The sequence below is a fragment of the Marinobacterium aestuariivivens genome (assembly GCF_042661465.1).
GTDB classification, from domain to species: Bacteria; Pseudomonadota; Gammaproteobacteria; order Pseudomonadales; family Balneatricaceae; genus Marinobacterium_A; species Marinobacterium_A aestuariivivens.
Genome location: NZ_JBHSWE010000002.1, coordinates 203386 through 225033 on the forward strand (window position 1 = coordinate 203386; position 21648 = coordinate 225033).

The 21648-nt window shown below is 58.9% G+C and carries 22 protein-coding genes and 3 pseudogenes; 13 read left to right on the plus strand and 12 right to left on the minus strand.

Annotated features, from left to right (window positions below):
• Positions 1-529 precede the first annotated feature (529 nt).
• Positions 530-1393, minus strand: coding sequence for a carboxylating nicotinate-nucleotide diphosphorylase (gene nadC / locus ACFQDL_RS31715; protein ID WP_379913866.1), 864 nt, complete (start codon positions 1391-1393; stop codon positions 530-532).
• A 21-nt stretch (positions 1394-1414) separates the two neighbouring features.
• Here nadC and ACFQDL_RS31720 point away from each other — a divergent pair, with 21 nt between their 5' ends.
• From ACFQDL_RS31720 to ACFQDL_RS31735, 4 genes are read left to right on the plus strand one after another with little or no spacing between them, the layout of a single operon-like run.
• On the plus strand, positions 1415-2497 hold the full coding sequence (locus ACFQDL_RS31720; protein ID WP_379913868.1) for a PDR/VanB family oxidoreductase: 1083 nt from the start codon (positions 1415-1417) through the stop codon (positions 2495-2497).
• Positions 2494-3696 (plus strand): Gfo/Idh/MocA family protein, encoded by a 1203-nt coding sequence (locus tag ACFQDL_RS31725; protein ID WP_379913870.1) that lies wholly within the window; start codon positions 2494-2496, stop codon positions 3694-3696. Before ACFQDL_RS31720 ends, ACFQDL_RS31725 begins: the two co-directional genes overlap by 4 nt.
• Before the next feature lie 4 nt (positions 3697-3700).
• Positions 3701-4216: a MarR family winged helix-turn-helix transcriptional regulator gene (locus ACFQDL_RS31730; RefSeq protein ID WP_379913872.1), complete on the plus strand. Its 516-nt coding sequence runs from the start codon at positions 3701-3703 to the stop codon at positions 4214-4216.
• Between the two features lie 37 nt (positions 4217-4253).
• Positions 4254-5003, plus strand: coding sequence for a class II aldolase/adducin family protein (locus tag ACFQDL_RS31735; RefSeq protein ID WP_379913874.1), 750 nt, complete (start codon positions 4254-4256; stop codon positions 5001-5003).
• A 43-nt stretch (positions 5004-5046) separates the two neighbouring features.
• Here ACFQDL_RS31735 and ACFQDL_RS31740 read toward each other — a convergent pair whose 3' ends face one another.
• The 8 genes from ACFQDL_RS31740 to ACFQDL_RS31775 all read right to left on the minus strand — a co-directional run bounded on the left by ACFQDL_RS31740 (position 5047) and on the right by ACFQDL_RS31775 (position 11389).
• Positions 5047-5190 (minus strand): hypothetical protein, encoded by a 144-nt coding sequence (locus ACFQDL_RS31740; protein ID WP_379913876.1) that lies wholly within the window; start codon positions 5188-5190, stop codon positions 5047-5049.
• A 5-nt stretch (positions 5191-5195) separates the two neighbouring features.
• Positions 5196-5927: an EamA family transporter gene (locus ACFQDL_RS31745; RefSeq protein ID WP_379913878.1), complete on the minus strand. Its 732-nt coding sequence runs from the start codon at positions 5925-5927 to the stop codon at positions 5196-5198.
• A gap of 81 nt (positions 5928-6008) precedes the next feature.
• Complete coding sequence (locus tag ACFQDL_RS31750) at positions 6009-6293, minus strand: hypothetical protein (RefSeq protein WP_379914216.1); 285 nt, start codon at positions 6291-6293, stop codon at positions 6009-6011.
• Positions 6268-6687, minus strand: a complete 420-nt coding sequence (locus ACFQDL_RS31755; RefSeq protein WP_379913880.1) for a TRAP transporter large permease subunit — start codon at positions 6685-6687, stop codon at positions 6268-6270. The genes ACFQDL_RS31750 and ACFQDL_RS31755 overlap by 26 nt, the downstream gene beginning before the upstream one ends.
• Positions 6675-7916: a TRAP transporter permease gene (locus ACFQDL_RS31760; protein ID WP_379913882.1), complete on the minus strand. Its 1242-nt coding sequence runs from the start codon at positions 7914-7916 to the stop codon at positions 6675-6677. Before ACFQDL_RS31760 ends, ACFQDL_RS31755 begins: the two co-directional genes overlap by 13 nt.
• A 36-nt stretch (positions 7917-7952) precedes the next feature.
• Complete coding sequence (locus ACFQDL_RS31765) at positions 7953-8951, minus strand: TAXI family TRAP transporter solute-binding subunit (protein ID WP_379913885.1); 999 nt, start codon at positions 8949-8951, stop codon at positions 7953-7955.
• A gap of 99 nt (positions 8952-9050) precedes the next feature.
• Complete coding sequence (locus ACFQDL_RS31770) at positions 9051-9974, minus strand: ABC transporter substrate-binding protein (RefSeq protein WP_379913887.1); 924 nt, start codon at positions 9972-9974, stop codon at positions 9051-9053.
• An 86-nt stretch (positions 9975-10060) separates the two neighbouring features.
• Positions 10061-11389: a Rieske 2Fe-2S domain-containing protein gene (locus tag ACFQDL_RS31775; RefSeq protein WP_379913889.1), complete on the minus strand. Its 1329-nt coding sequence runs from the start codon at positions 11387-11389 to the stop codon at positions 10061-10063.
• 340 nt (positions 11390-11729) lie between these two features.
• Between ACFQDL_RS31775 and ACFQDL_RS31780 the strand changes: the two genes are divergently transcribed.
• Positions 11730-11993: a DUF2798 domain-containing protein gene (locus ACFQDL_RS31780; protein ID WP_379913891.1), complete on the plus strand. Its 264-nt coding sequence runs from the start codon at positions 11730-11732 to the stop codon at positions 11991-11993.
• Between the two features lie 127 nt (positions 11994-12120).
• On the opposite strand, the gene ACFQDL_RS31785 is transcribed toward ACFQDL_RS31780, so the two are convergent.
• The 3 genes and pseudogenes from ACFQDL_RS31785 to ACFQDL_RS31795 all read right to left on the minus strand — a co-directional run.
• Complete coding sequence (locus tag ACFQDL_RS31785; RefSeq protein ID WP_379913893.1) at positions 12121-12477, minus strand: aldehyde dehydrogenase family protein; 357 nt, start codon at positions 12475-12477, stop codon at positions 12121-12123.
• Positions 12474-13552: pseudogene (locus ACFQDL_RS31790) on the minus strand (aldehyde dehydrogenase family protein). The gene ACFQDL_RS31785 and the pseudogene ACFQDL_RS31790 overlap by 4 nt, the downstream one beginning before the upstream one ends.
• Before the next feature lie 54 nt (positions 13553-13606).
• A pseudogene (locus tag ACFQDL_RS31795) lies at positions 13607-14188 on the minus strand (SDR family oxidoreductase); the annotation flags it as partial.
• Between the two features lie 301 nt (positions 14189-14489).
• Here ACFQDL_RS31795 and ACFQDL_RS31800 point away from each other — a divergent pair.
• The 8 genes and pseudogenes from ACFQDL_RS31800 to ACFQDL_RS31835 all read left to right on the plus strand — a co-directional run bounded on the left by ACFQDL_RS31800 (position 14490) and on the right by ACFQDL_RS31835 (position 21637).
• Positions 14490-14792 carry a helix-turn-helix domain-containing protein gene (locus tag ACFQDL_RS31800; protein ID WP_379913895.1) on the plus strand — a complete coding sequence of 101 codons (303 nt, stop codon included), beginning with the start codon at positions 14490-14492 and terminating at the stop codon, positions 14790-14792.
• Positions 14792-15310 carry an IclR family transcriptional regulator gene (locus tag ACFQDL_RS31805; protein ID WP_379913897.1) on the plus strand — a complete coding sequence of 173 codons (519 nt, stop codon included), beginning with the start codon at positions 14792-14794 and terminating at the stop codon, positions 15308-15310. Before ACFQDL_RS31800 ends, ACFQDL_RS31805 begins: the two co-directional genes overlap by 1 nt.
• A 258-nt stretch (positions 15311-15568) precedes the next feature.
• Positions 15569-16351, plus strand: coding sequence for a TAXI family TRAP transporter solute-binding subunit (locus tag ACFQDL_RS31810; protein ID WP_379913899.1), 783 nt, complete (start codon positions 15569-15571; stop codon positions 16349-16351).
• Positions 16352-16777: 426 nt separating this feature from the next.
• Positions 16778-18447, plus strand: a pseudogene (locus ACFQDL_RS31815) (TRAP transporter permease).
• An 82-nt stretch (positions 18448-18529) separates the two neighbouring features.
• Complete coding sequence (locus ACFQDL_RS31820) at positions 18530-19324, plus strand: TauD/TfdA dioxygenase family protein (protein WP_379914198.1); 795 nt, start codon at positions 18530-18532, stop codon at positions 19322-19324.
• Positions 19325-19400: 76 nt separating this feature from the next.
• Positions 19401-20387 carry a tripartite tricarboxylate transporter substrate binding protein gene (locus tag ACFQDL_RS31825; protein WP_379913901.1) on the plus strand — a complete coding sequence of 329 codons (987 nt, stop codon included), beginning with the start codon at positions 19401-19403 and terminating at the stop codon, positions 20385-20387.
• Between the two features lie 47 nt (positions 20388-20434).
• On the plus strand, positions 20435-20992 hold the full coding sequence (locus tag ACFQDL_RS31830; protein ID WP_379913903.1) for a tripartite tricarboxylate transporter TctB family protein: 558 nt from the start codon (positions 20435-20437) through the stop codon (positions 20990-20992).
• 24 nt (positions 20993-21016) lie between these two features.
• Positions 21017-21637: a tripartite tricarboxylate transporter permease gene (locus ACFQDL_RS31835; protein WP_379913905.1), complete on the plus strand. Its 621-nt coding sequence runs from the start codon at positions 21017-21019 to the stop codon at positions 21635-21637.
• Positions 21638-21648 lie beyond the last annotated feature (11 nt).

The window sequence follows — 21648 nt, forward strand, 5'->3', positions numbered from 1 at the left end:
GGCATCCCTAGGTTCTGAACGCCAGCCAGGCGCCGTTGCGAGATCCCGTGCTTGATAAGTGAACAGTGCGCCGATACATCCCAGCGCGAATTACAGTGTAGGCGGCATTGGTGATTACCACCATGGAACCTCACTGCAAGCTCAGGGTGAAGTTGGTTCGTTTCATGTGGGGAGCTTGCATGTGGCTATCAATTGGTCGGTTTACATGAAGCTGCGACCGGGAGGAAGGACCTCATTCAACCGCCACATTGCGGCGGGGAATCGCAAGCTTTTGTTCCGCCTGCCATGCATCGAGGTAGCAACTGTTAGCAATGTTACAGACTCTTTACAGGTGAGAGTCACCGAACGGCCATTTGCTGCCGCCTGATCATTCGGTCAACTCGCTGTTGTGATGGCAGTGAAGGAGAAAGTTCGTCGGCATTTGAAATCCGGAGCCCTAATTGTGGACTCCGGGTTGCTTCACTGGATCAGTAAGTTAAAGAGTTTAACGTATCGGCATTCGGCCATAGCGATAACCTTGATAAGCCAATCATGCACGATCATTTGTCAATTGGAGCCTCATCGAAAGATCTATCGCGGTGACATCCTTGGTAAGGCTTCCCATTGAGATAAAGTCGACGCCGGTTGCTGCGATCGCCGTTAGGGTGTCGTTATTTATACCGCCGGAGGCCTCGATGCGTGCCTTTCCACGGCTTCTGTTTACGGCGATGCTTGTATCCTCGATGGAAAAGTTGTCGAGCATGATGACGTCGGCACCGGCGGCCAATGCCTGCTCGAGTTCGTCCAGAGTTTCAGTTTCCACCTCTACCAGTTTGCCAGGCGCCAGTTTTCGCGCGGCCTCGACTGCCTGAGCGAGGCCACCGCAGGCGGCGATATGGTTTTCCTTGATCAGGAAGGCATCGTACAAACCCATGCGGTGATTGTGGCCACCGCCGCAACTCACCGCGTACTTCTGCGCCTGGCGCAGGCCGGGCAGCGTCTTGCGGGTGTCGAGCAGCTGGACGCCGGTGTCGGCGACCTGACGGGCGAACCCGTCCGTACGCGTGGCAGTGCCGGAAAGCAGTTGCAGGAAATTCAGTGCAGTACGTTCGCCGCTCAGCAGGGCGCGCGCCGAACCACTGATCGTCACCAGGGTGTCGCTGGCGGTCATTCGGTCACCGTCGGCCAACTTCCAGTCCAGCCTGACCGTTGGGTCAATCTGCCGGAACACTTCGTCCGCCCAGGCTCGACCGCAGAACACAGCGTCCTGGCGCGTGATGATGGTTGCCTCCGCCAGGCTGTCAGCCTGTATCAGGGCCGCATTGATGTCGCCATCGCCGATGTCCTCGGTCAGTGCGCGGGTGACGTTGTCGGTGATGGCCATTCGCAGGGCGGTTGGATCGATGGAATACATAACACCTCTGGGGTCTTGTTGATGGGCGACAAGGGTCGTGATGACCGGATGCAATTGGGACTTGCAATGATCCGGCATTTTTTGCAAACTGGCAATATTCTTAGTCAGCTAAGTTTATTTGGAGGCTCGATTGTCATGGCCCACGCCCCGCTCGATCTGACCGTCACCCTTGCAGCAAAGGAGGCTGTGGCCGAGGGTATCGTCCGTTTTGAACTGACGCCTGCAGCAGGTGTTGAACTGCCCCCTGCCGAGGCCGGGGCACACATTCGTATTCGTGTACCCAATGGCGAAGAGCGGCAATATTCGTTGTGTCAGGGACCGGACGAGACCGACCGGTACGTCATCGTGGTCAAGTACGAAGCCGAGGGCAAAGGCGGCTCGCGCAGCCTGATCGACGACAGCAAGGTCGGCGATACCTTCGCCATTTCGGCGCCGGTCAATGATTTCCCGCTCAAGGGCAATCCTGCCCGCTACATCTTTATCGCCGGGGGCATTGGCGTTACGCCGCTGTATTCGATGATCCAGACGCTGATGCAGACCGGCGGCAAGCCGTGGAAACTGTACTATCTGAGCCGACATGCCGAGCAGACGGCGTTTCTGGAGGAGTTCGATGTTCCGGAATTCCGTGGCAAGGTCGTGGTACACCACACCAACGGTGAACCGGACAACAAGTACGATTTATGGCCGGTGCTGGAACAACCGAAGGGCGCCTATCTGTACTGTTGCGGCCCCCGCGCGCTGATGGAGGAGGTGCGCGATATGACCGGTCACTGGTCACCGAGCAGCGTGCACTTCGAAGACTTCGGCGCGGCCGATGCGGCTCACCGCCCCGATGACGAACCCTTCGAGGTTCGCCTGCGAGGCCAGGGCGGCGTCATTACGGTTGCGGCGGAGCAGACATTGCTGGAAGCGCTGGAAGCGAACGGTGTCGAGGTGCCCTATTCGTGCGAAAGCGGCACTTGCGGTACCTGCCGCTGCGATCTTCTGGCAGGCGACGTCGACCACCGTGACCTGGTGCTCAGCGAAGAGGAACAGGGCCGTTACATCATTCCCTGCGTGTCGCGTGGACTCGGCAATGGCCTGGTTATCGGGTTGCCGGAATGAGTGCCTGCGAACCGCTCCGAATCGGTGTCTCGGGACTCGGGCGCGGTTTCATGCTGCTGTTGCCGACGCTCGCCGCGCATCCGGGCATCCATCTGGTCGCCGCTGCCGACCCGCGCGCCGAAGCACGCGCCAGGTTCGAAGCCGACTTCGGCGGCACGGGATACGACGACTTCGAGGCGCTGTGCCGAAACCCGAAGGTAGAGGCGGTGTACATCGCCTCGCCGCATGGTCTGCATCGCGAGCAGGTCGAGTGCGCCGCGCGCCACGGCAAACACGTACTGGTTGAAAAGCCCATGGCGCTGTCGCTGGCGGACTGCCAGGCGATGATCGAGGCGATGGAAGCTGCCGGCTGCTGGTTGCTGGTCGGCCACAGCCACAGTTTCGATACCCCCTACCTGCGCACGGCGGCAATGATCCGCTCGGGCGAGTATGGCCGGGTACGGATGATCCACGCATTGAATTACACCGACTTTCTCTACCGACCACGCCGGACGGAAGAGCTGGATACGACGCGCGGCGGCGGGGTGGTCTACAGCCAGGCCGCACACCAGGTCGACATTGTGCGCCTGCTGGGTGGCGGTGAAGTGACCCGGGTCGTTGCGCAGACAGGACAGTGGGATCCGCAGCGTCCGACCGAAGGCGCTTACTCGGCATTGCTGACCTTCGCCAATGGCTGCTTCGCGACACTGACCTACAGTGGCTACGCCCATTTCGACACCGACGAATTCAATGGCTGGAGCGGAGAGCTTGGCCAGCAGCGGTCGCCCGCCGAATACGGCAAGGCCCGCGCCACGCTGCAATCGATCGGCTCTTCCGAAGAGGAGGCCCGACTGAAAAACCGCCGCGCCTACGGCTCAGGGCTGGGCCTGGCCGATACGTCGCTGGCCGGTATCGGCCACAACCATTTCGGCTTGGTGCTGGCCAGCTGCGATGCGGCCGATCTGCGCCCAGGTCCCACGGGTATCGATGTTTATGGTCATACCGAACACCGTCTTGTACCCTTAGCACAGCCTGACATTCCGCGGCGCGAAGTCCTCGACGAATGGATCGCCGCCGTACGCGACAACGTCGCCCCTATCCACTCCGGAGCCTGGGGGCTGGCAACCATGGAAGTCTGTTTTGCATTGCTCGAGTCCGCGCGAACGGGTCAGGTTGTAGACTTGCATTATCAGTGTCCCGTGCGACCGGAAGGAGCCTGACCTTATGACGAAACGAGACGCCCGTGAGACCGAAAGCGTCTTGCGGCATTGGCATCAGCAGGTGCCCGATGACCGAATGGCGCACCTGGTTCGGGATGCCAGCCGCCTGCTTGCCAAAAGCCTGCAGGGCCGGCTGTCGGAACACGGCGTGAGTTTCGGCCATTGGTCTTTTCTGCGCATTCTCTGGACCCAGGAAGGTCTGTCGCAGCGCGAGCTGAGCGATGAGGCCGGGGTCATGGAGCCCACCACCTTTACTGCGCTCAAGGCCATGGAGGCCAATGGCCTGATCGAACGCCGTCACCTGAATGGGAACCGCCGCAAGCAGCACATCTTCCTGACCGCCAAGGGCCAGCAGCTCAAAGACGTACTGACGCCGCTGGCCGAGGAGGTCAACCATGTTGCACTGGCGGGCGTGTCGGAGGCCGACGTCGATGCGACGCGCAGGACGCTGCTCGCCATGATCGATAACCTGGCGGCCGACAATCAGCACAGCGAACCGGACAGCGGGCCGGGTGGCTGAGACGTCGGCCGTCCTCAAAGCCGGAGACCGATGAATAATGACAAGCTACTCTGACTCCCTCAACGCCTTGCTCGACGACCTCGTCGATGCCAACCTGATCCTCTTCAACGAAGGCGTCGTCGATGCATTCGGCCACGTCAGTGTGCGTAACCCCGACAACCCTGATCACTACTTCCTCGCGCGCAATATGGCGCCGGGGCTTGTCACGCGAGAGGACCTGATCGAGTTCGATCTGGACGGCCATGTCGTCGACGGCGATACCCGCAAGGTGTACCTGGAGCGTTACATCCACGGCGAAATCTATCGTGCCCGACCGGACGTCATGGCCGTGGTACACAGTCACTCGCCGTCAGTGGTACCGTTCAGCGCGGTCAAGTCCAACCCGCTGCGACCGCTGTGTCATATGAGTGGCTTTATCGGCAAGGGCGCGCCGATTTTCGAAATTCGCGACGTTGCCGGCGACGCCACCGATTTGCTGATCACCAACCCCGAACTGGGCGCCGCCCTGTCCAAAACCCTGGGACACAGTACGGTGGTACTGATGCGTGGCCACGGTTCGACTGTCGTCGCGCCCACTCTCAAACAGGCGGTCTATCGCGCTGTCTACGTCGAAGTGAACGCAAAGCTGCAAGCAGACGCGAGCCGCCTGGGGCCAATCGAGTTTCTCAGCGAAGGCGAGACCCGCACCACCCAGGAAACCATCGAAGGTCAGGTCGAACGTCCCTGGCAGCTCTGGAAGATGCGTGCACATCAGGCACAGAAACAGTGGCTTGACCACGGTCTTTGAGTGATTCATTCGGGCGGAGCGGCCTGTACGGTCTCCGCCCTGTTCAGAGCGCCGTCATCAGATTGACTCCGATCACGGTACATACAGTACCCACCATCACCGCGCGGCTGAACAGCTCCGTCTGCCGCGACACCAGCCAGGTTCCCAGCAGCACAAACAGCGGCGTGGTGGCCGCCAGCGGCGCCACGACGATCAGATCCCCTGCTGCAGCGCCAGATAGAGAAACACCGGTCCCAGGCTCGACAACACGCCAGCCGCGCCGAGGTAGCAGGCTTCGTCCTTTGTACAACGAATCGATGAGGCCTGGCGCCTGGCGAGCACATAGAGTGTGACCAACGCCCAGGAGGAGAGGGTGGTGACCGCACTGGCGGTAATCGGGTCGGTGCCCAGTTCGATACCAGTCTTGCGAAAGACGATCGAGATGCCATACGCCAGGGAGGCGCCGACCGGGAAGAGCAGGTAACGTCCGCTGCCGGGAACAAGCGTTGAAGCTGCGCACCGCGATAAAACCCCTTGAGCGCCCACGATCAGCGATCCGACCAGCACCAACATGCCACCGGCCAGCTTGGGCAGGGTAACCGACTCATCCAATACCACCACGGCAATGATTACGGTGACCAATGGATGGGTCAGGGTGATGGGCGTGGTGATGTTGGCGCCGAGGCGGGCCATGCCGATGAACTGGAACAGCCGGCCGAGCAGTGGCGCGAAGAGGCCGGCCAGTATAAAAAAACGCCAGCTCCACCAATCACCGAACGACGGTTGTTGCCATACAAGGCTCCAGCTGCAGAGTATGACAACATTGATCGACAGGGTGATCCACAGGGTGGACAGGGTCGAGGCGGTGCGGCGACCGATTTTCACCAGCAGAAAGGTACCGGCAAACAGGATTGCCGACAGCAGGGACCAGACAATGGGCATCATGGGCACAATTTCCCTGTGAGGAATGGGAACGCCGGAGACGACAGGGATGTCGGCTCCGGCGTGGTGGATGGGCCGGTGGATTTAGCTGGAGAGCTTCATCCGAAAGCGCAGATGGGGTGTCATCATCATCGAGAAGGCGGTCAGCAGCACACCGATGGCAATGGCGGTGGTGCTGGGGAAGATGAACAACAGTCCTGACAGGCCGAAGCCGATACGAGCCGGTGTGGTCAAGGGCTCCTTCCAGAAGCCTTCGATGCCGATGCTCAGCAGCACGACGCCGATACCGGCAGTAATACAGGCGGATGCGATGTCGAGCCAGCTCCCGCTCATCAGCAGGCCGTCACCATACATGAAGGCAAAGGGCACGATGAACGCGGTGATGGCCAGGCGTACCGCGCCGATAGCGATACCCAGGGTTTCGCATCGGCAATGGCGGCCGCTGCAAAGGCGGCCACGGCCACGGGGGCGTCATTGCCGAAAGGACCGCGAAGTAGAGGATGAACATGTTGGTCTGCATCGCGCTGAAATCGAGAGCGCTCAATGTCGGGCCGACCAGTACCGCCGCCAGTATGAACGCCGACGGTGTCGGCATCCCCATGCCGAGGATGATCGCCAGCACCGCCGAGATCAGCAGTACCAGGACCGTATCGTTACCGGACAGCAAGAACACGAGATCGGCAAACTTGCCCCCGAGACCGGTCATCGATATACCGCCGATGACCAGACCGGCCGCGGCGCAGGCCGCCACTACCCCGACCATGCGTAGCGTGGTCTCGCCGAGTGCCCCCAGATGGCCGTCAGGCTCATGCGGGTGGACGGCTTGACGGCCGATACCAGCAGGACCACGACGGTGGCGACCGCGGCCACATAAGTCGGCGAATAGCCCAGGATCAGCGCGACTGACAGCGCAACCAGCGGAATAATGAACAGGCCGCCGTTGCTGAGCGTTGCACGCAGGCGGGGCGTTTCCTCGGCGCTGAGACCGCCCAGCCCCATCTTGCGGGAGCGCAAATGTATCTGAGTGTAGACACACAGGTAGTAGAGCAGCGCCGGTACGATACCGGCAATGGCGATGTCGCGGTATTCAATGCCGGTGTATTCGGCCATGATAAAGGCCGCCGACCCCATGACCGGCGGTAGCAGGCTGCCGCCGGTCGAGGCGGCCACTTCGACGCTGCCGGACAGCGACTTGCTGTAGCCCAGACGCCGCATGATCGGGATGGTGATCGAGCCGGTTGTGACCACGTCCGAGGTCGGACTGCCCGACATGGTGCCGTACAGGCCGGAGGAGATCACAGCAATTTTTGCCGGCCCACCGACTTTGCGTCCGGCCAGGGCCGAGGCAAAGTTGTAGAAGAAATCGGCACCGCCGGCCCGGGACAGGAAGGTACCGAAGAGTACGAACAGGAACGCATAGGTGGCCGCGACGCGCAATGGCACCCCGAAGAGCCCATCGGTGGTGAACATCATGATGTCCAGAAAGTGGTTGTAGCTCACTTCGCGGAACCCGAGGCCGGCCGGCAGATTGTGGCCGAACAGGTTGTAGAGAACGAAGACGGCCACCACGCTGGTCAGGCCAATGCCCACGGTGCGACGTGTCGCCTCGATGGTCAGCACGAGCAATACCGAGGCCGCGATCAGGTCAGGTGCTTCCAGTGGAAACAGCAGCGTAATGCGCTCGACGATCCGTCCGCTTTCGACGAAGAAATAGACGCCCGCCGCTATACTGGCGGCCGAGAACAGCCAGTCCAGTGCGCTGGGCCGATCCCGCCGGCCATTCGGTGCGGCGGTATACATCAGGAACAGCAGTGCCAGGATGGCCGACAAGAACACCACGGTCATGACGAACAGGTCGACATAAACGACCGTCGTCGTGTAAATCACGGCGATCGCGATCAGGGCGGCAACGCCGTGGACTGCCGTACCGAGTTTCCCGGTCAACCGTCTTCTGGCGCCGGTCTCGACCAGGGAGCTTAGCAAACTGCGCATAGTCACTTACCCTCTTGTTGTCGGTATCGGCAGGCCTTATTTCAGGCCTGCTTCGATCAGGTAGCGCAGGGCGCCGGCGTGATAGGGCACGGCCTCGACGGATGCCATGACCTTCGGGGTCAGGGCACCCATCGCCGGATGAACACCGGCCAGGGTTTGGTAGTTGTCGAACAAGGCCTTGGTCAGGTTGTAGGCGGTCTCTTCATCCATATCCGCGCGCACCGCCAGAGCCGCGCCTAGGGAAACGGTATTGACCGCTTCGGGCGACCACTCGTAGGTGCCTTCCGGAATGGAAAACGAGATGGTGCCACTGGCTGCATTGACCGTTGTAATGGTCTTCTTGTCGAGGGGCAGCAGGGTCAGATCCACGCTGTTGCCCGCCTGCATGATAGAGCTGTGTCGCACGAACAGGGAGTTCAGAATCAGGTCGGCACGACGATCCTGTATCAGGCTCATCTGTTCGTCGGAGGCGGCATAAATCAGCTGGCCGCCCCAGCTCTCGATGTCCTTCTCGGTCACGCCGATAGCCCTGAACATCTCCTCGGCGACGCTGGAGGCGATATTGCCGCGGCGGTTGATGGCAACGGTGATCGGCGGCTTGACGCGGGCGATGTCTTCGAACGACTTGATGCCGTGTTCTTCGGCGAAGCTGTCCCGGATCAAAGCCTGCATCGGTGCCCAAGTATACATAGAGGAGAGCACCCGGATCGAGTCGACCGGTTCGCGGAAGGGCGCGCCGCCATTCTTGGCGAGCAGCAGCTCGGCATCGTGAATCAGCGCCAGGTCGGCCTGGTCGCGATCCAGCAGGCCCACGTTGGCGATACCGCCGCCAGAGGTCTGGTAGGTGATGGTCGATCCAGGATAGGCTTTACGCACGCTGGCATCGATGCCGGCACCGAGCAGGCTCCAGAGACCGCCGGGAGAGGCGCCGGCAACGGTCATAGTGTAGGGCTCTGCCTGGACAGGGGAGAAGGACGCCAGAACACCCACGGTGGCAAGTGCGGTCAGCCAGTGCTTGATTGTCTTTTTCATCATAGAACCTCTAGTTATTGTATTTGTAATCGCTAGTGCTGGGTTGTTTCGGTTTTTTGATTGCGCCGGACCTGCCCGGTGCCCGGACAGGCCCGTTTCCGATCAGATCTTGAAGCTCTCCATGCTGGCCGGGTGGAACAGTTCTTCCGGGTTGACCAGGCGGCTGGACAGCCCCTCTGCATGGTGTTGGGCCAGGAAACGCTCCAGCGTCCGACGGTTCGGTTCGAAGCCGTAAGACCAGAAGTCCTCGCCCATCAGTTGCCGGGCGGCGCGCAGCTGATCCTCGACGAAAGGCAGTGTCACCTTGGTAGCCGAGGTATCGGACAGGCGCGTCAGTGCCACCTGCTTGGACTGCTCGAACGCCTTGAATACCGCGAATGGCAGCCAGGGATGCTGTTCGACCAGTGTCTTGCGGATACCGAGCAGGTGCATGATCGGGAACAGGCTGGTACGCTGGTACCAGGCCTTGGCCTCGGCCATCGGGTCCTCGAACAGGTAACCGATGTGCGGATGGCCCCGGGTGAAACAGCTCGGCGCGCGTGGACCGATGACGGCATCCAGGTCGCCGTTGGCCAGCATGTTCGACAGGGTTTCGCCTTCGGGGGCGTTCACCACCTCGACACCGCCGGTCAGATTCAGGTTGATCTTCTCGATGCGGCCGGCGTCCTCATAGCCACCCCGAACCCAGATCATTTCATTCGGCTTGATGCCGTAGTCTTCCTCCAGGAACAAGCGCACCCAGACATTGGCCGTCAGTTGGTATTCGGGCACGCCGATGCGCTTGCCGCGCAGGTCGGCCGGTGTCTTTATACCGCGGTCGGTGCGAATGTAAATGGAGGTGTGGCGAAACGCCCGCGACGGGAACACCGGCACTCCGATGTAGGGGCAGTCACCGTTCGCGGTTTTCACCGTATAGCTGCTCATCGACAACTCGGTGATGTCGAAATCCGCATGGCGAAAGGCACGGAAGAAGATCTCTTCCGGGTCGTGCAGCATGAAGACGGGGTCGACGCCGTCGATCTGCACCTCGCCATCCACCAGGGGCGCATGCGGTCGTAGTTGCCGACCGCGACAGACAGATTCAGTTTGCTCATCGGTTCAGATCCACTCGATCAGGAAGCTGCGACTTCAACTTGCGCTGGAGTCTCTTCAGACTGCTCCAGAAGCGCTTCACCCGGCGCACGACCGAGTGTCCGCCACTCGGTGCCCTTGGACACGATGCCTTCGAACGACTTCAGCTCGCTGTGCCGGATACGCGGCTCGGTAGCACCAATGGCAGGTCCGCCATCGGCGACGACCTTGGCCGCGCGCACCATCTGGCGGCGGAACTGAACGATGGCCAGGTCGCTCGCGCCCAGGCGGTCTTCGGAGCGGTCGGCAATCGGCCCCATGGTTTCCCACATGGCGATGTCCTGGTTCGGAATGCCGCGGATGCCGGTAAAGCTTTCGCCGGTTTTCATGATGATACGGTCCTGGCCGTAGTCATTTGCGTAAGTGTTGAAACGGTTGAACGACGCATCCAGGTCGACACCGATCTGCAAGGCCAGGAACTTGCGCCAGGTCTCGGTATCCGGGGTGGTTTCCCGGTTGCCCCAGGCGATGAAATGGAAAGCGGTGTGGGTGTCGTCGATCGGCACATGCAGGATCGCGATGTTGTAGCGGTTGTTCGGCGGAATCTGCACGGTGTAGGGCGCGATGAACAGGGTGGTGCGCACATAGTCGTGTGTCTTGGCATCCTTGATCGGACGGCGAATCGCGGCATAGCGGAAACCGAACGGCGTTTCCTCGACCTGCAGACGCGGTGCCCGGTCGGTGGACGGGCGGTACCAGAGCTGATCGTCGGCCTCGGCCTGAGTCTTGCGCGCCGGCACCATATCGGTGGAATGCAGTGTCGACGAATGCGCCGAATCAATGGCACCTTCGAGTATCTGCGCCCAGTTGCAGTCGATTTTTGCCTTGGCGATGGAAATCTTGGTGTCGGCTGTCGGCTGGAATACCGGGGCGTCGAACGCGGGTACCTTGTCCTGATCGCCCATGTACACCCAGATGAAACCGGCCGCCTCATGGGTCTTGTAAGCCTTTACCTTCACTTTTTCGGTCAGCGTCGATCCGGCGGGCTCGGAGGGCATCTCCGTGACATTGCCCTCGACATCGACTTTCCAGCCGTGATAGAGGCAGCGCAGACCGCATTCTTCGTTGCGACCCAGAGCCATCGAGGCCTTGCGATGCGGGCACTTCTCGTCGATGACGCCGACCCGGCCCTCGCTGTCGCGAAAGGCAACCAGATTCTCACCGAGCAGGCGGACCCTGACCGGCTTGCCGTCCACCTCGGGTAATTCCTCGCTCAGGCAGGCTGGCAGCCAATGACTGCGCATGATCTTGCCCATGGGCGCGTCGCCTTCAACGCGACACATCAGTTCGTTGTCGTGGTGGGATAGCATCGATATCTCCTGCATTTGCTTCTTGTTGTCAGGATCCGGCCTGGCCAGGAACGCCGGTACCTTGGTGTTTCGTGATCCGTTGACTGGGCTCGACGAAATAAAATTAGATATCTAATGTTATTAGAAGCTATGTCAGGGCTTGATCTATGTCAAGGAAAAATCATTTCTGAGGTGGGGCGCTGCATATCCATGGCCAACCCCGATGAAAGATGTTAACTTAGATATCTAAGTATATGTCGTTTGGTGCGGTTGCTGGCAAGAGGGGAGCCGAACTCGGTGATGGCGAGAGTTCGGGATGCCGCAACCGGATCAGGCGAGGCTGCCAAGCGGGAATCCAGTTATGAAATTGAAACAACGTATCGTCTTTACGCTGATGATGTCGTTTGTGTTGTCGTTCACGATGTCCGGATGGGTCACTTTTTTGAATCTTAGCTTTCAGAGCAATTTCGTTGCCTACTGGTTGAAAGCATTTCTGTCGGCCTGGCCGGCTGCAGCGGTGATAGCTTTCGTGTTTACACCAAGGATTCAGCGGCTTAGTGCCCGAATAGTTGCAGTTGCAGAAAAGCCCACAAGCAGTTTTGCAGCCAAGTCAAAGAGCAAGTAGAGTGGCTGCAGAGTATCCTTCCGGCGATCACACCTTGTCAGGTATCGCCGGTTTTCGGTTAAGCGATGGATGTGCTGTCCTTAAAGAAAAGCGCAGCCCCTTTGCTTTGGGCCTTCGCGTTTCTGCATTAGATTGGTAGCGTATAGGTCGTTTTCACCTGTGTGTAAAACTCACGCGCATGACTACCTTGTTCGCGAGGCCCATAGCTAGATGCCTTGCGGCCGCCAAATGGCACATGGTAATCGACGCCGGCGGTGGGAAGGTTTACCATGACCATGCCCGCCTGGGCGCGTCGCTTGAAGGTGTTAGCCGCTTTCAGCGAGCTGGTGCAAATACCCGCGGTGAGGCCGTAGCAGGTATCGTTGGCCACTTCGATGGCTTGTTCCAGGTCCCGTACTTTAATAACCGATGCCACAGGGCCGAAGATCTCTTCGCGGTTTATGCGCATATCCGGATCCGACTCGGTAAACAGGGACGGCGTCATATAGAAGCCCGGCGACGACCCGGTGACAACGGTGCCACCATGCCGCAGGCAAGCCCCTCCGCTTCACCAATTCGGATGTAATCGAGAATCTGATTCAACTGCTCCTGACTGACGACCGGTCCCAACTCGATGGACGGGTCCAGGCCGTCGCCCACCTTTAATGTCCGGAGACGTTCAAGAAGGGCATTGACGAATCGGTCGTGAATGCCTTCGGTAACGATCAGGCGAGAGGAGGCGGTGCAACGCTGTCCACTGGAATAATAGGCGCCATTGATGGCACATTCTACGGCGTTGTTCAGATCGGCATCATCCAAGACGACCAAGGGGTTTTTTCCCCCAATTCAAGTTGAATACGGCCGCCCCGCCCAACAACTAGTTGTCGTAGACGATTGCCTGTTGCGGTTGAACCAGTGAAACTGATTGCGTCGACGTCGTCGCTTTCCGCCAGCGTTTGGCCCACTATCGAGCCGCGGCCCATTACCAGATTGAATACGCCGGCAGGAAGGCCGGCACGGCTGATAATGTCGGTTAGTGCCCAGGCTGAGCCCGGCGTAAGGTCGGCCGGTTTGAACACTACAGTGTTGCCATAGGCCAGTGCCGGGGCAATTTTCCATGCTGGTATAGCAATCGGAAAATTCCAAGGGGTAATCAGGCCGACGACGCCTACTGGTTCGCGGAAGACGTCTATATCGATGTCCGGTCGCACCGACGCGATATGCTCGCCACCGAGTCGTAGCGCCTCACCGGCGAAGAACTTAAACACCGCCCCTGCGCGGCTCACCTCGCCGATGGCCTCTGCGAGTGTCTTGCCCTCTTCTCGTGTCAGTAACCTTGCAAGTTCGTCTTTGCGCGCCAGTATTTCGCTGCCGACCCGGTCAAGTGCGTCGAATCTTTGTTGTGGTGTCGATTTCGACCAATCGGTGAAGGCGGCTCGGGCCGCGTCGATGGCATTCAGGGTCTGGTTGCGGTCGCCTTGCGCGTATTCTCCGACAATATCGTCAGTATTGGCCGGATTAACATTGCGATTGATTTCAACGCCGTCGAACCAAGCGCCATTGATAAAATTTCTGTACATTCTCTTGGACCTCCGCGGCTGGCAGTATTGTGATTGCCGCTGTTGTCGAGCCGATTAGAGCGGGGCCGCACCGATGCTAGCGCCACCACACACGTAGATAACCTGACCGTTTATATAAGCAGCGCCATCGGACAGCAGAAAGGCGATGGGCGCGGCTACTTCCTCCGGCATGCCGAACCGTTTGGATGGAACCGTTCGTAGGAGATTTTTAAACTCTTCAGAATCTTCCGGATGGTTGCGATCGAAGAGCTCTGTGCGTACCGGCCCCGGAGCGATGGCGTTCACGGTGATACCTGAAGCCGCCAGCTCCAGTGCCCAACACCGGGTCAAGCCGAGTAGTCCAGCTTTGGCTGCGGCGTAAGGTGTTCGGTTGGCACGGCCCAGCACAACCCGGCTGGAGATATTCACGATGCGGCCTCGCCCTTTTGCCTGCATGCCCGGGATCACGGCCTGGCTGCACTGGACAGCAGCTCGCAAATTCACCGAATAGTGCATATCCAAATCGGCAACCGTTGTTTCCAGCAACGGGAGCGAACGGGAGATACCGGCATTATTGACCAGATGATCCACCTCATATTCATCGACTATGCGCGCCAGCACCCCGGCAGTGGCGTCGGCATCGGCGAAGTCGATTTCGAAAAAAGGACCGGGGGGATGGGGGGCGTTTTCTGCCGGTACCGATCACCAGATGGCCCTGATTGGCCAGAAGGCTGGCCGTGGCGGCACCGATGCCTCTCGATGAGCCGGTAATGAGGGTAACGGGTTGTCGCATAGAACCTCCTATTGCTCATTCTCGATATTAGAAACAATGACTACAATTTTGTACCGCTATGCGGTACAAAGTACCGTTTCTTTGACATTGATCAGAGACTATGCCAATTTGGATTGACAAAGCAAGCTACTGTCTCTGCACAAAATTAGAAAAGGTATGGGCTTGATGAAATCCGATATCGATCAGTGCGACGACAAAAAAGATCGCGCTTTTATTGCCAGCTTGGCGCGTGGCTTCGCCGTTCTTACGGCATTCTCGCCAGAACGAGCGACTTTGTCCGCCGGCGACTTGTCTCGCAAAACTGGCTTGCCAAAGTCGACCATCACGCGTCTCACCTACACCCTGATCAAGCTCGGTTACCTGACGTTTCGAGAGGATATCGGCCATTACCAGTTGCACCCGCGAATATTAACCCTGGGCTATCCGGTACTGGCCCAAGTTGACCGTCGCCACGTTGCAGCCCCCTGATGCAAGATCTTGCAGATTATTCCGGAGGTACGGTATCGCTTGGTATTCGTGACGGTCTGTCGATGATCCTTATTGAGCGTTCACGTAGCCGCACGGTGCAGGCTTTGCCGCTTGATATCGGTTCGCGTTTGCCGCTGGCGAGTACGGCCATGGGGCGAGCCTACTTCGCAGCAGCCCGCGCCGACGAGCGTGAGGGTATCCTGGATCTCTACCATGAACAGCATCCGCATCAATTTCCGGAGATCCGGGAGGTTTTGCATCAGAGTGTGACCGAGTATCGCCAGCGAGGTTATTGCACATCCATAGGCAACTGGGAATGGGACGTGAACGCTGTGGGAGCGGCTGCCCGTCTGTCGTCGGAGACGCTGGCTGCTTTCAATTGCGGCGGTCCTCAACACCGTCTGGCCGTTGAGCATCTGGATGACCTGGGGGAGCGATTGGCCAGGTTGGCAGCGGACTTCCAGGCTAGCGAATGGATAGGGCAGCTGCCACCGCGGCAGGAGCGCGATGGCATCTGACAGCGAATGAACAATACCGATAATCCTAATCATAACGGTATCCCAATACAGGAGCAGCAAGATGAAAAATAAAATAGCTCGACGTGATTTACTCCGGGTCGGCCTGATTTCCGCCGCGGCGGTTGCAGCCGGACCGGGATTGCTGGGATCGGTGGCGCAGGCTGCCGAAGAGCCCGATTACCTGACCCTGGTTGGCGGTGGTCAAGGAGGGGCCTGGTATTTGGGCGCCGCCACCATGGCCGAACTCGCCAAGGAACTGTGGCCGAATATTTCCACTACCGTGACTCCGGGGGAAGTCTCGCCAACCTTCAGGGTGTCGGGCGCCGCAAGATCGACATCGCTTATTCCTTCGCCATGGATGTCACCGCGGCCCATCGGGGCACCCTGAGTTTCGAAGGCCGGCCTATCCAGGGCGTACGCGCCATCATGTCCACCAACAGCGCCTATCTCAGCACAGTCGCCAAGCCCGACATCAAGAGCTATCGCGATCTTGCGGGCAAGGCGGTCGCGCCCGGCCGGGCCGGCATGACCGGTCTCGCCACTTTCCGCAATGTGGTGGGGGAGTTTGGCATTGCTGACCAGCTCAAGGAGATCAACACGGACTACCCGGAGATGTCGGGTCTATTCAAGGACGGAGTGGTATCCGCGGCCACGGTCATAGGCTCGATCCCACACTCGACCATCAACGAGATTCTTTCCTCCACCCAAGGGCACCTGCTCGGTATCGAAGACGAGGTGCTCGAACGACTGATCGAAAAGTACAACTATGAACGAATGGTTATCCCCGCTGGCACTTTCCAAGGACAGAATAAGGAGGTGGTGACGGCCGGTTCGGTTACGCAAGTCGTCACACATGCCGATGTACCTGACGAGTGGATCTACCAACTGACCAAGACGAGCTGGGAAAACCGCATGCGCCTGGTTCAGGCTCACCCGTCATACAAGGAACTGACCGAAGAAATGGTACTTACCGGCATACGTATACCGCTGCATCCGGGGGCGGAACGCTACTGGCGTGAAATTGGTTTGCTGACCTCTTGATCAGTATTCACACCGACGTCAGGCAACATTTTTCCCAATAGAAATGACCGGCAGTCCGGGGTTGGATTGCCGGTCTAAAGGGGGCTTTCCATGTCCAGGTCATCATCATCGAAGGCGCCTGATCGATCCGCCGCCAACAGCGGACATCTCCAAGACGAGTGGGCCATCAGCAGTAGCCTGATCAATAATCCCTGTAAGGGCGGCTTAGGCCGCTGGCTGGCGCTTCTTGGCATCCTTCTCGCCGTTGGTGCCAGCCTCTACCATATTTACATACCCTTTGTTGGCGCCTATGAGACCTTCGTGCTGCGCCCGCTGCATCTGATGCTGATCGGGCTCGTTGGATTGATATTCATCGATATCCGCGGTCAGCGACGGAAATTCCACGCACCGGGTTGGAGCTGGCTCCTAGATGCCGTGCTCGCACTGATGCTGGTCGGCGCATCGCTCAATGCAATCCTGGATCCGGCGAATTTCGAGGAGCGTTTTGCATTCTATACCGTCACCTCATGGGACACATTGTATGCAATTGGACTGGTGGTGGTCGTTGTCGAGCTGTCGCGTCGTTGCATAGGTCTGCCCATTGCCATACTTTTACTGATCGCTCTGGCCTATGGCCTATGGGGAGGTGATAGTTTCTCAATCTTCCGGCACCGGCCGATACCGCCCGAGGATCTGTTTCTGAGCCTCTACATGACGACTAACGGTATCTTCGGCTCACCTGTTGGCGTGATCGCGACCTACGTTTTCCTGTTCATCATCTTTGGCGCCTTTATCGAAAGTTCCCAGACTGGCTTGTTGATTCAACGCTGTGGTCTGGCGCTGACGGGACGTTCGCCTGGAGGGCCCGCCAAGGTCGCGGTGGTGACTAGCGCTTCCTTCGGCAGCATCTCCGGCAGCGCGCTTGCGAATGTCATGGCGACAGGGGCGGTCACAATCCCGATGATGAAGCGTATAGGTATCAAACCGCATGATGCCGCGGGCATCGAGGCCGCTGCCTCCTCAGGGGGCAGTTGACTCCGCCTATCATGGGTGCTGTGGCGTTTGTCATGGCCGACATCACCGGTTTCCCTTATACCGACGTCATCATCGCGGCCGCTCTGCCGGCGTTGCTGTTCTATGTGTCGTTGTTCGTGGCGATCGATCTGGCGGCCCGGCGGGATCGCATGCAGGGCGTACCCGCAGAGCTGATGCCGCAAAAGGGAGAAATCCTGCGCCTGGCCCACATGGTACTGCCGCTTACAACCCTAGTCGTGACCCTGGTCCTCGGATATTCGCCTATGATGGCTGCGCTGGTTGGGCTTGTGACGGCAATAGTGGCGGCAGCGTTGAGAGCCGAGACTCGTCTCGGGGTGAAGGACATTGTCAAGTGTCTCCACGTCGGGGCCTGCACCACTGTCATAGCCACGGTGGCTTGTGCAGCTGCCGGCATCGTCGTTGGTGTCATCAATGAAACCGGCCTGGGTCTACGGTTATCGAGCCAGTTGCTGACCATCACTGGCGACAGCATGTTCCTGGCGCTGATTCTGGTGATGGTGACTTGTATCATTCTGGGCATGGGTATGCCTACGGTGGCGGCCTATATCATTACCGTAGCCATCGGCGGACCAATCCTGATCGAGATGGGTGTACCTGTGCTCGCGGCTCATATGTTCGTGCTTTATTTCGCGGTGCTTTCGCTCATTACACCACCAGTGATGATCGCCAGTTTCGGTGCCGCTGCACTGGCAAAAGCGAAGGTCTCCGCCACCGGCTATGCCGCGGTCAAGTATGCCGGCATGGCCTTCATGATGCCCTTCATTTTCGTCTACAACCCGGAACTGCTGATCGTCGGCAGCGACCTGAGTCCACTGGCTCTTATTTACACCATTGTGACGGCCGTTGCCGGGGCCACTGCCTTTGGTGTCGCCGTTAGCGGTCATCCGGCGAAGACATTGGTGGAACGGCTACTTTACCTGGGTATCGCCTATTGCATGGTCGAGCCAAGTCACCTGTTCAATATTGTCGGAATCCTGCTTGTCGGGGGCCATATCACGATTCGCTATCTGTTTATGAACAGCAATCAAAACCCTACCCTGAAAAAGGAGTGTGAGCGATGACTACCAGCTCATCAATAACCATTGAACCGGCAAGGTATCGCCATATTGAGGTACGGCCCGTGGCGGGGTCCCTGGGGCTGAACTGCTCAATGTCGACCTAGCCAGGCTGAGTGACGACATATTCGAAGAGATTCACCAGGCTTTTCTCGAGTTCGCTGTCATATTCTTCCGCAATCAGACACTTACACCTGAGCAGCACAAGGCCTTTGGGCGGCGTTTCGGCAAACTTAATATCCATCCGACCTATGAGCCGCTTCCAGGGCACGAGGAGATCCTGGCCGTCATCAAGGAAAAGGATGCCATGCACAATATCGGTGATACCTGGCATACCGATGTGACTTACCTGCCGGAGCCTCCCATGGGCTCGATTCTCTACGCCAAGGAGATTCCGCCGTACGGCGGGGATACCCTATTCGCCAATCTGAGCATGGCTTACGATGCACTCTCCGACGGCATGAAGCTCATGCTCGAAGGCCTGAATGCAGTACACAGCAATGCGTACTTACTGGGCGGCAAGCATGGGAACGAGGATCGCAATCAAACTCGCTCAACCAAGCTCCGCGAGGATAGACGACAGGAACTAACCGCCGTGCATCCAGTGGTCCGTACGCATCCGGAAACGGGACGCAAGTGCCTCTTCGTCAATCAGGCGTTCACGCAACGATTCGAAAACATGACGATCGATGAGAGTCTGCCCCTGCTCGACTTTCTGGTTCGCCATGCGTCCCGACCAGAGTTCACCTGCCGGTTTCGCTGGACTCAAGGGGCCGTTGCCTTCTGGGACAACAGGTGCACTTATCATTATGCACTCAACGACTACCATGGCTTTCGGCGGGAAATGCACCGAGTGACTGTCAATGGAGATCGCCCCTTATAGCACGGGAGATTTTTAAGTCGTCCGGATTATGACTTCACGCAATTCAATGAATGTACATCACTGTTAGGGTTGAATTATGCAGTGTTATAAAAATAAATGGTGGCTGATCGGGTTGGCGTTGTCCTTTGTCTGGATTCTACTGTTTCCGTATCCGGTAGTAGCGGGCTATCCGGAGCGTGACCTGCGTTATATCCTGCATGTGCAGCCGGGAGGCGCAACCGACATACTCGCTCGTAAGCTGGCGGCGGGCCTGCAGGATCGGCTCGGTGTCAACGTGATCGTGGAAAACCGCCCTGGCGGCAAAAGCGCCCGACAGATGGCGGTGTTGACCAAGTCGGATCCAGACGGTTATACCATTGGTGCTGTTACGGCGTCCCACATCAGTGATTTTAATCAGTCCTCAGGACGTTATGGGGTCGATAGCATTGAGTGGTTGGCGGGTCTTGTCCTGGATCCCTACCTGATAGCCATTGATGGTGAAAGTCCTGTTCAGTCACTCAAGGAGCTGGTCGCCTTCGCCAAACAGAACCCGGGCGAACTAAAGGTGGCCGGTTTCTCAAGAGGTTCCGGAGGCCATGTGGCCTGGGAAATCTTTTCCCAGAGTGCGGGGCTTGAGAGCGGAGATGTCAGGTGGGTTCCCTATGACAGTGTTAGCAGCGCCGTCACCGCGGTGCTGGGTGGGCACGTTGATGTGACTATCGCACATGTGAATCTGGTGCGTAGCCATGTATTGCTCAAGGATATTCGAGTACTGGGAATCATGGCGGATGAGCGTGCCGAACTATTACCTGATGTTCCGACATTCGCAGAGGCAGGATTCAACATCGACACTTCCTGGCAGCAGTTTCGCGGCGTCATTGCGCCAAAGGGGACGCCGCTGGAGGTTCAGCAGAAACTCGCGGCCGAAATAAGGCTAGTGATGGCAACACCGGAGTTTAGCCGTTTTCTCGAAAGCGCCCAGTTGAACTATGGCTTCATGACACCTGGTGAATTTGCGCGCTTTGCTCGCAAGCAGGATCAGGCAACCAAATTCTGGTTGGAACATCTCGGAATACTGAAATAAGGACTCTTTATCAGGGGCCGTTAGAAAACAAGACAAGGCTGAACCTTATGTATCTATCCCACCGACAAGAAGAGAAACATCTTACCTCGGCTGTGCCGACGCTTTCTACCGGCGGCTGTCCCGCCCCTGAGGTGCGGGCGGAAGAGGGTGGTACTCTGAACTTCTCCGCCGGTTGGGGAGCTGTCTTCTGCTCTCTGGCCCTGATAGTGATGGCAATATGGTTTCTAACCGAGGCGCAATCGCTCAGCGGCAGTATTGGCGCGATCGGTCCAGCTACCTTTCCGACGGGGATCGGCGCACTGCTGCTGCTGGCAGCGCTGGCGTGGTTCGGCACTGTGCTGAGACAGCTGCTGGGCCGGCGCCCGACCGAACGCATCGAAGTGCGCCGGCCGGTTGCCATCGTCGCCGCCATTGTTCTGATCGGTGTCTTCCCGTTCGCCATGCCCGCGTTTGGCTATTACCCGACGATGGCCGTCTGGCTCGTGCCCTTTGCCTGGGCCGCCAACGTGCGCCGGCCGTTGCCGCTGATCGGGGTGGTCGGTGGCTTCCTGCTGTTTTCGAAGCTGGTCTTCGAGATGCTGCTCGGCACACCGCTTCCCCATTAACCTCCCACACAGGCGGATATAGCTATGATTGAAGGCCTTCTCGCTGCTTTCGCGGCGGTGTCATCCCTGGATGTGCTCTGGGCGTTGGCCGTCGGGGTGCTGCTCGGGTATTTCGTCGGTGCGCTGCCGGGGCTGACCTCGAGTATCGGCATGGCGCTGCTGATTCCCTTTACCTTCGGCATGGATCCGATTCCGGCCATCGTCATGCTGGTGGCCATCTATATGGCGGCGGACTATGCCGGCGGCATTCCCGCGATCCTGGTCAATGCCCCGGGGCAGCCGGCTGCGGCGGTCACCGCCTTCGACGGCCACCCGATGCGACAGCGGGGCGAGGCCGGCAAGGCTCTGGCACTGTCGATCCTGAGTTCCGGTGCGGGGGCCCTGATCAGCGTGCTGCTGCTGATCCTGACGGCTCAGCTGATGGCCGATGTGGCGCTGGCTTTTGGCCCGGCCGAATATTTCGCGCTGGCCGTGCTGGGGTTGAGCCTGGTGAGCGTCCTGAGTTCCGGACCTGTGCTCAAGGCGCTGGTGGGGCTGCTGTTCGGCCTGCTGGTGGTGACCATCGGCATCGACCCGGTCAGCGGTGAAGGGCGCTTCGTGTTCCACGAGGGGCTGCTGGAGGAATTCCGTTTCTGGCGGCGCTGATCGGGCTGTTC

What these genes read in the sequence shown, in the direction of transcription:
- ACFQDL_RS31805 (WP_379913897.1), top strand. Translation starts at nt 14,792, where the DNA reads ATGCAAGATCTTGCAGATTATTCCGGAGGTACGGTATCGCTTGGTATT.
- ACFQDL_RS31755 (WP_379913880.1), bottom strand. Translation starts at nt 6,687, where the DNA reads ATGGTCGGGGTAGTGGCGGCCTGCGCCGCGGCCGGTCTGGTCATCGGC.
- ACFQDL_RS31735 (WP_379913874.1), top strand. Translation starts at nt 4,254, where the DNA reads ATGACAAGCTACTCTGACTCCCTCAACGCCTTGCTCGACGACCTCGTC.
- ACFQDL_RS31725 (WP_379913870.1), top strand. Translation starts at nt 2,494, where the DNA reads ATGAGTGCCTGCGAACCGCTCCGAATCGGTGTCTCGGGACTCGGGCGC.
- ACFQDL_RS31745 (WP_379913878.1), bottom strand. Translation starts at nt 5,927, where the DNA reads ATGATGCCCATTGTCTGGTCCCTGCTGTCGGCAATCCTGTTTGCCGGT.
- ACFQDL_RS31825 (WP_379913901.1), top strand. Translation starts at nt 19,401, where the DNA reads ATGCAGTGTTATAAAAATAAATGGTGGCTGATCGGGTTGGCGTTGTCC.
- ACFQDL_RS31760 (WP_379913882.1), bottom strand. Translation starts at nt 7,916, where the DNA reads ATGCGCAGTTTGCTAAGCTCCCTGGTCGAGACCGGCGCCAGAAGACGG.
- ACFQDL_RS31800 (WP_379913895.1), top strand. Translation starts at nt 14,490, where the DNA reads ATGAAATCCGATATCGATCAGTGCGACGACAAAAAAGATCGCGCTTTT.
- ACFQDL_RS31830 (WP_379913903.1), top strand. Translation starts at nt 20,435, where the DNA reads ATGTATCTATCCCACCGACAAGAAGAGAAACATCTTACCTCGGCTGTG.
- ACFQDL_RS31720 (WP_379913868.1), top strand. Translation starts at nt 1,415, where the DNA reads ATGGGCGACAAGGGTCGTGATGACCGGATGCAATTGGGACTTGCAATG.
- ACFQDL_RS31765 (WP_379913885.1), bottom strand. Translation starts at nt 8,951, where the DNA reads ATGATGAAAAAGACAATCAAGCACTGGCTGACCGCACTTGCCACCGTG.
- ACFQDL_RS31730 (WP_379913872.1), top strand. Translation starts at nt 3,701, where the DNA reads ATGACGAAACGAGACGCCCGTGAGACCGAAAGCGTCTTGCGGCATTGG.
- ACFQDL_RS31780 (WP_379913891.1), top strand. Translation starts at nt 11,730, where the DNA reads ATGAAATTGAAACAACGTATCGTCTTTACGCTGATGATGTCGTTTGTG.
- ACFQDL_RS31775 (WP_379913889.1), bottom strand. Translation starts at nt 11,389, where the DNA reads ATGCTATCCCACCACGACAACGAACTGATGTGTCGCGTTGAAGGCGAC.
- ACFQDL_RS31785 (WP_379913893.1), bottom strand. Translation starts at nt 12,477, where the DNA reads ATGACGCCGTCCCTGTTTACCGAGTCGGATCCGGATATGCGCATAAAC.
- nadC (WP_379913866.1), bottom strand. Translation starts at nt 1,393, where the DNA reads ATGTATTCCATCGATCCAACCGCCCTGCGAATGGCCATCACCGACAAC.
- ACFQDL_RS31835 (WP_379913905.1), top strand. Translation starts at nt 21,017, where the DNA reads ATGATTGAAGGCCTTCTCGCTGCTTTCGCGGCGGTGTCATCCCTGGAT.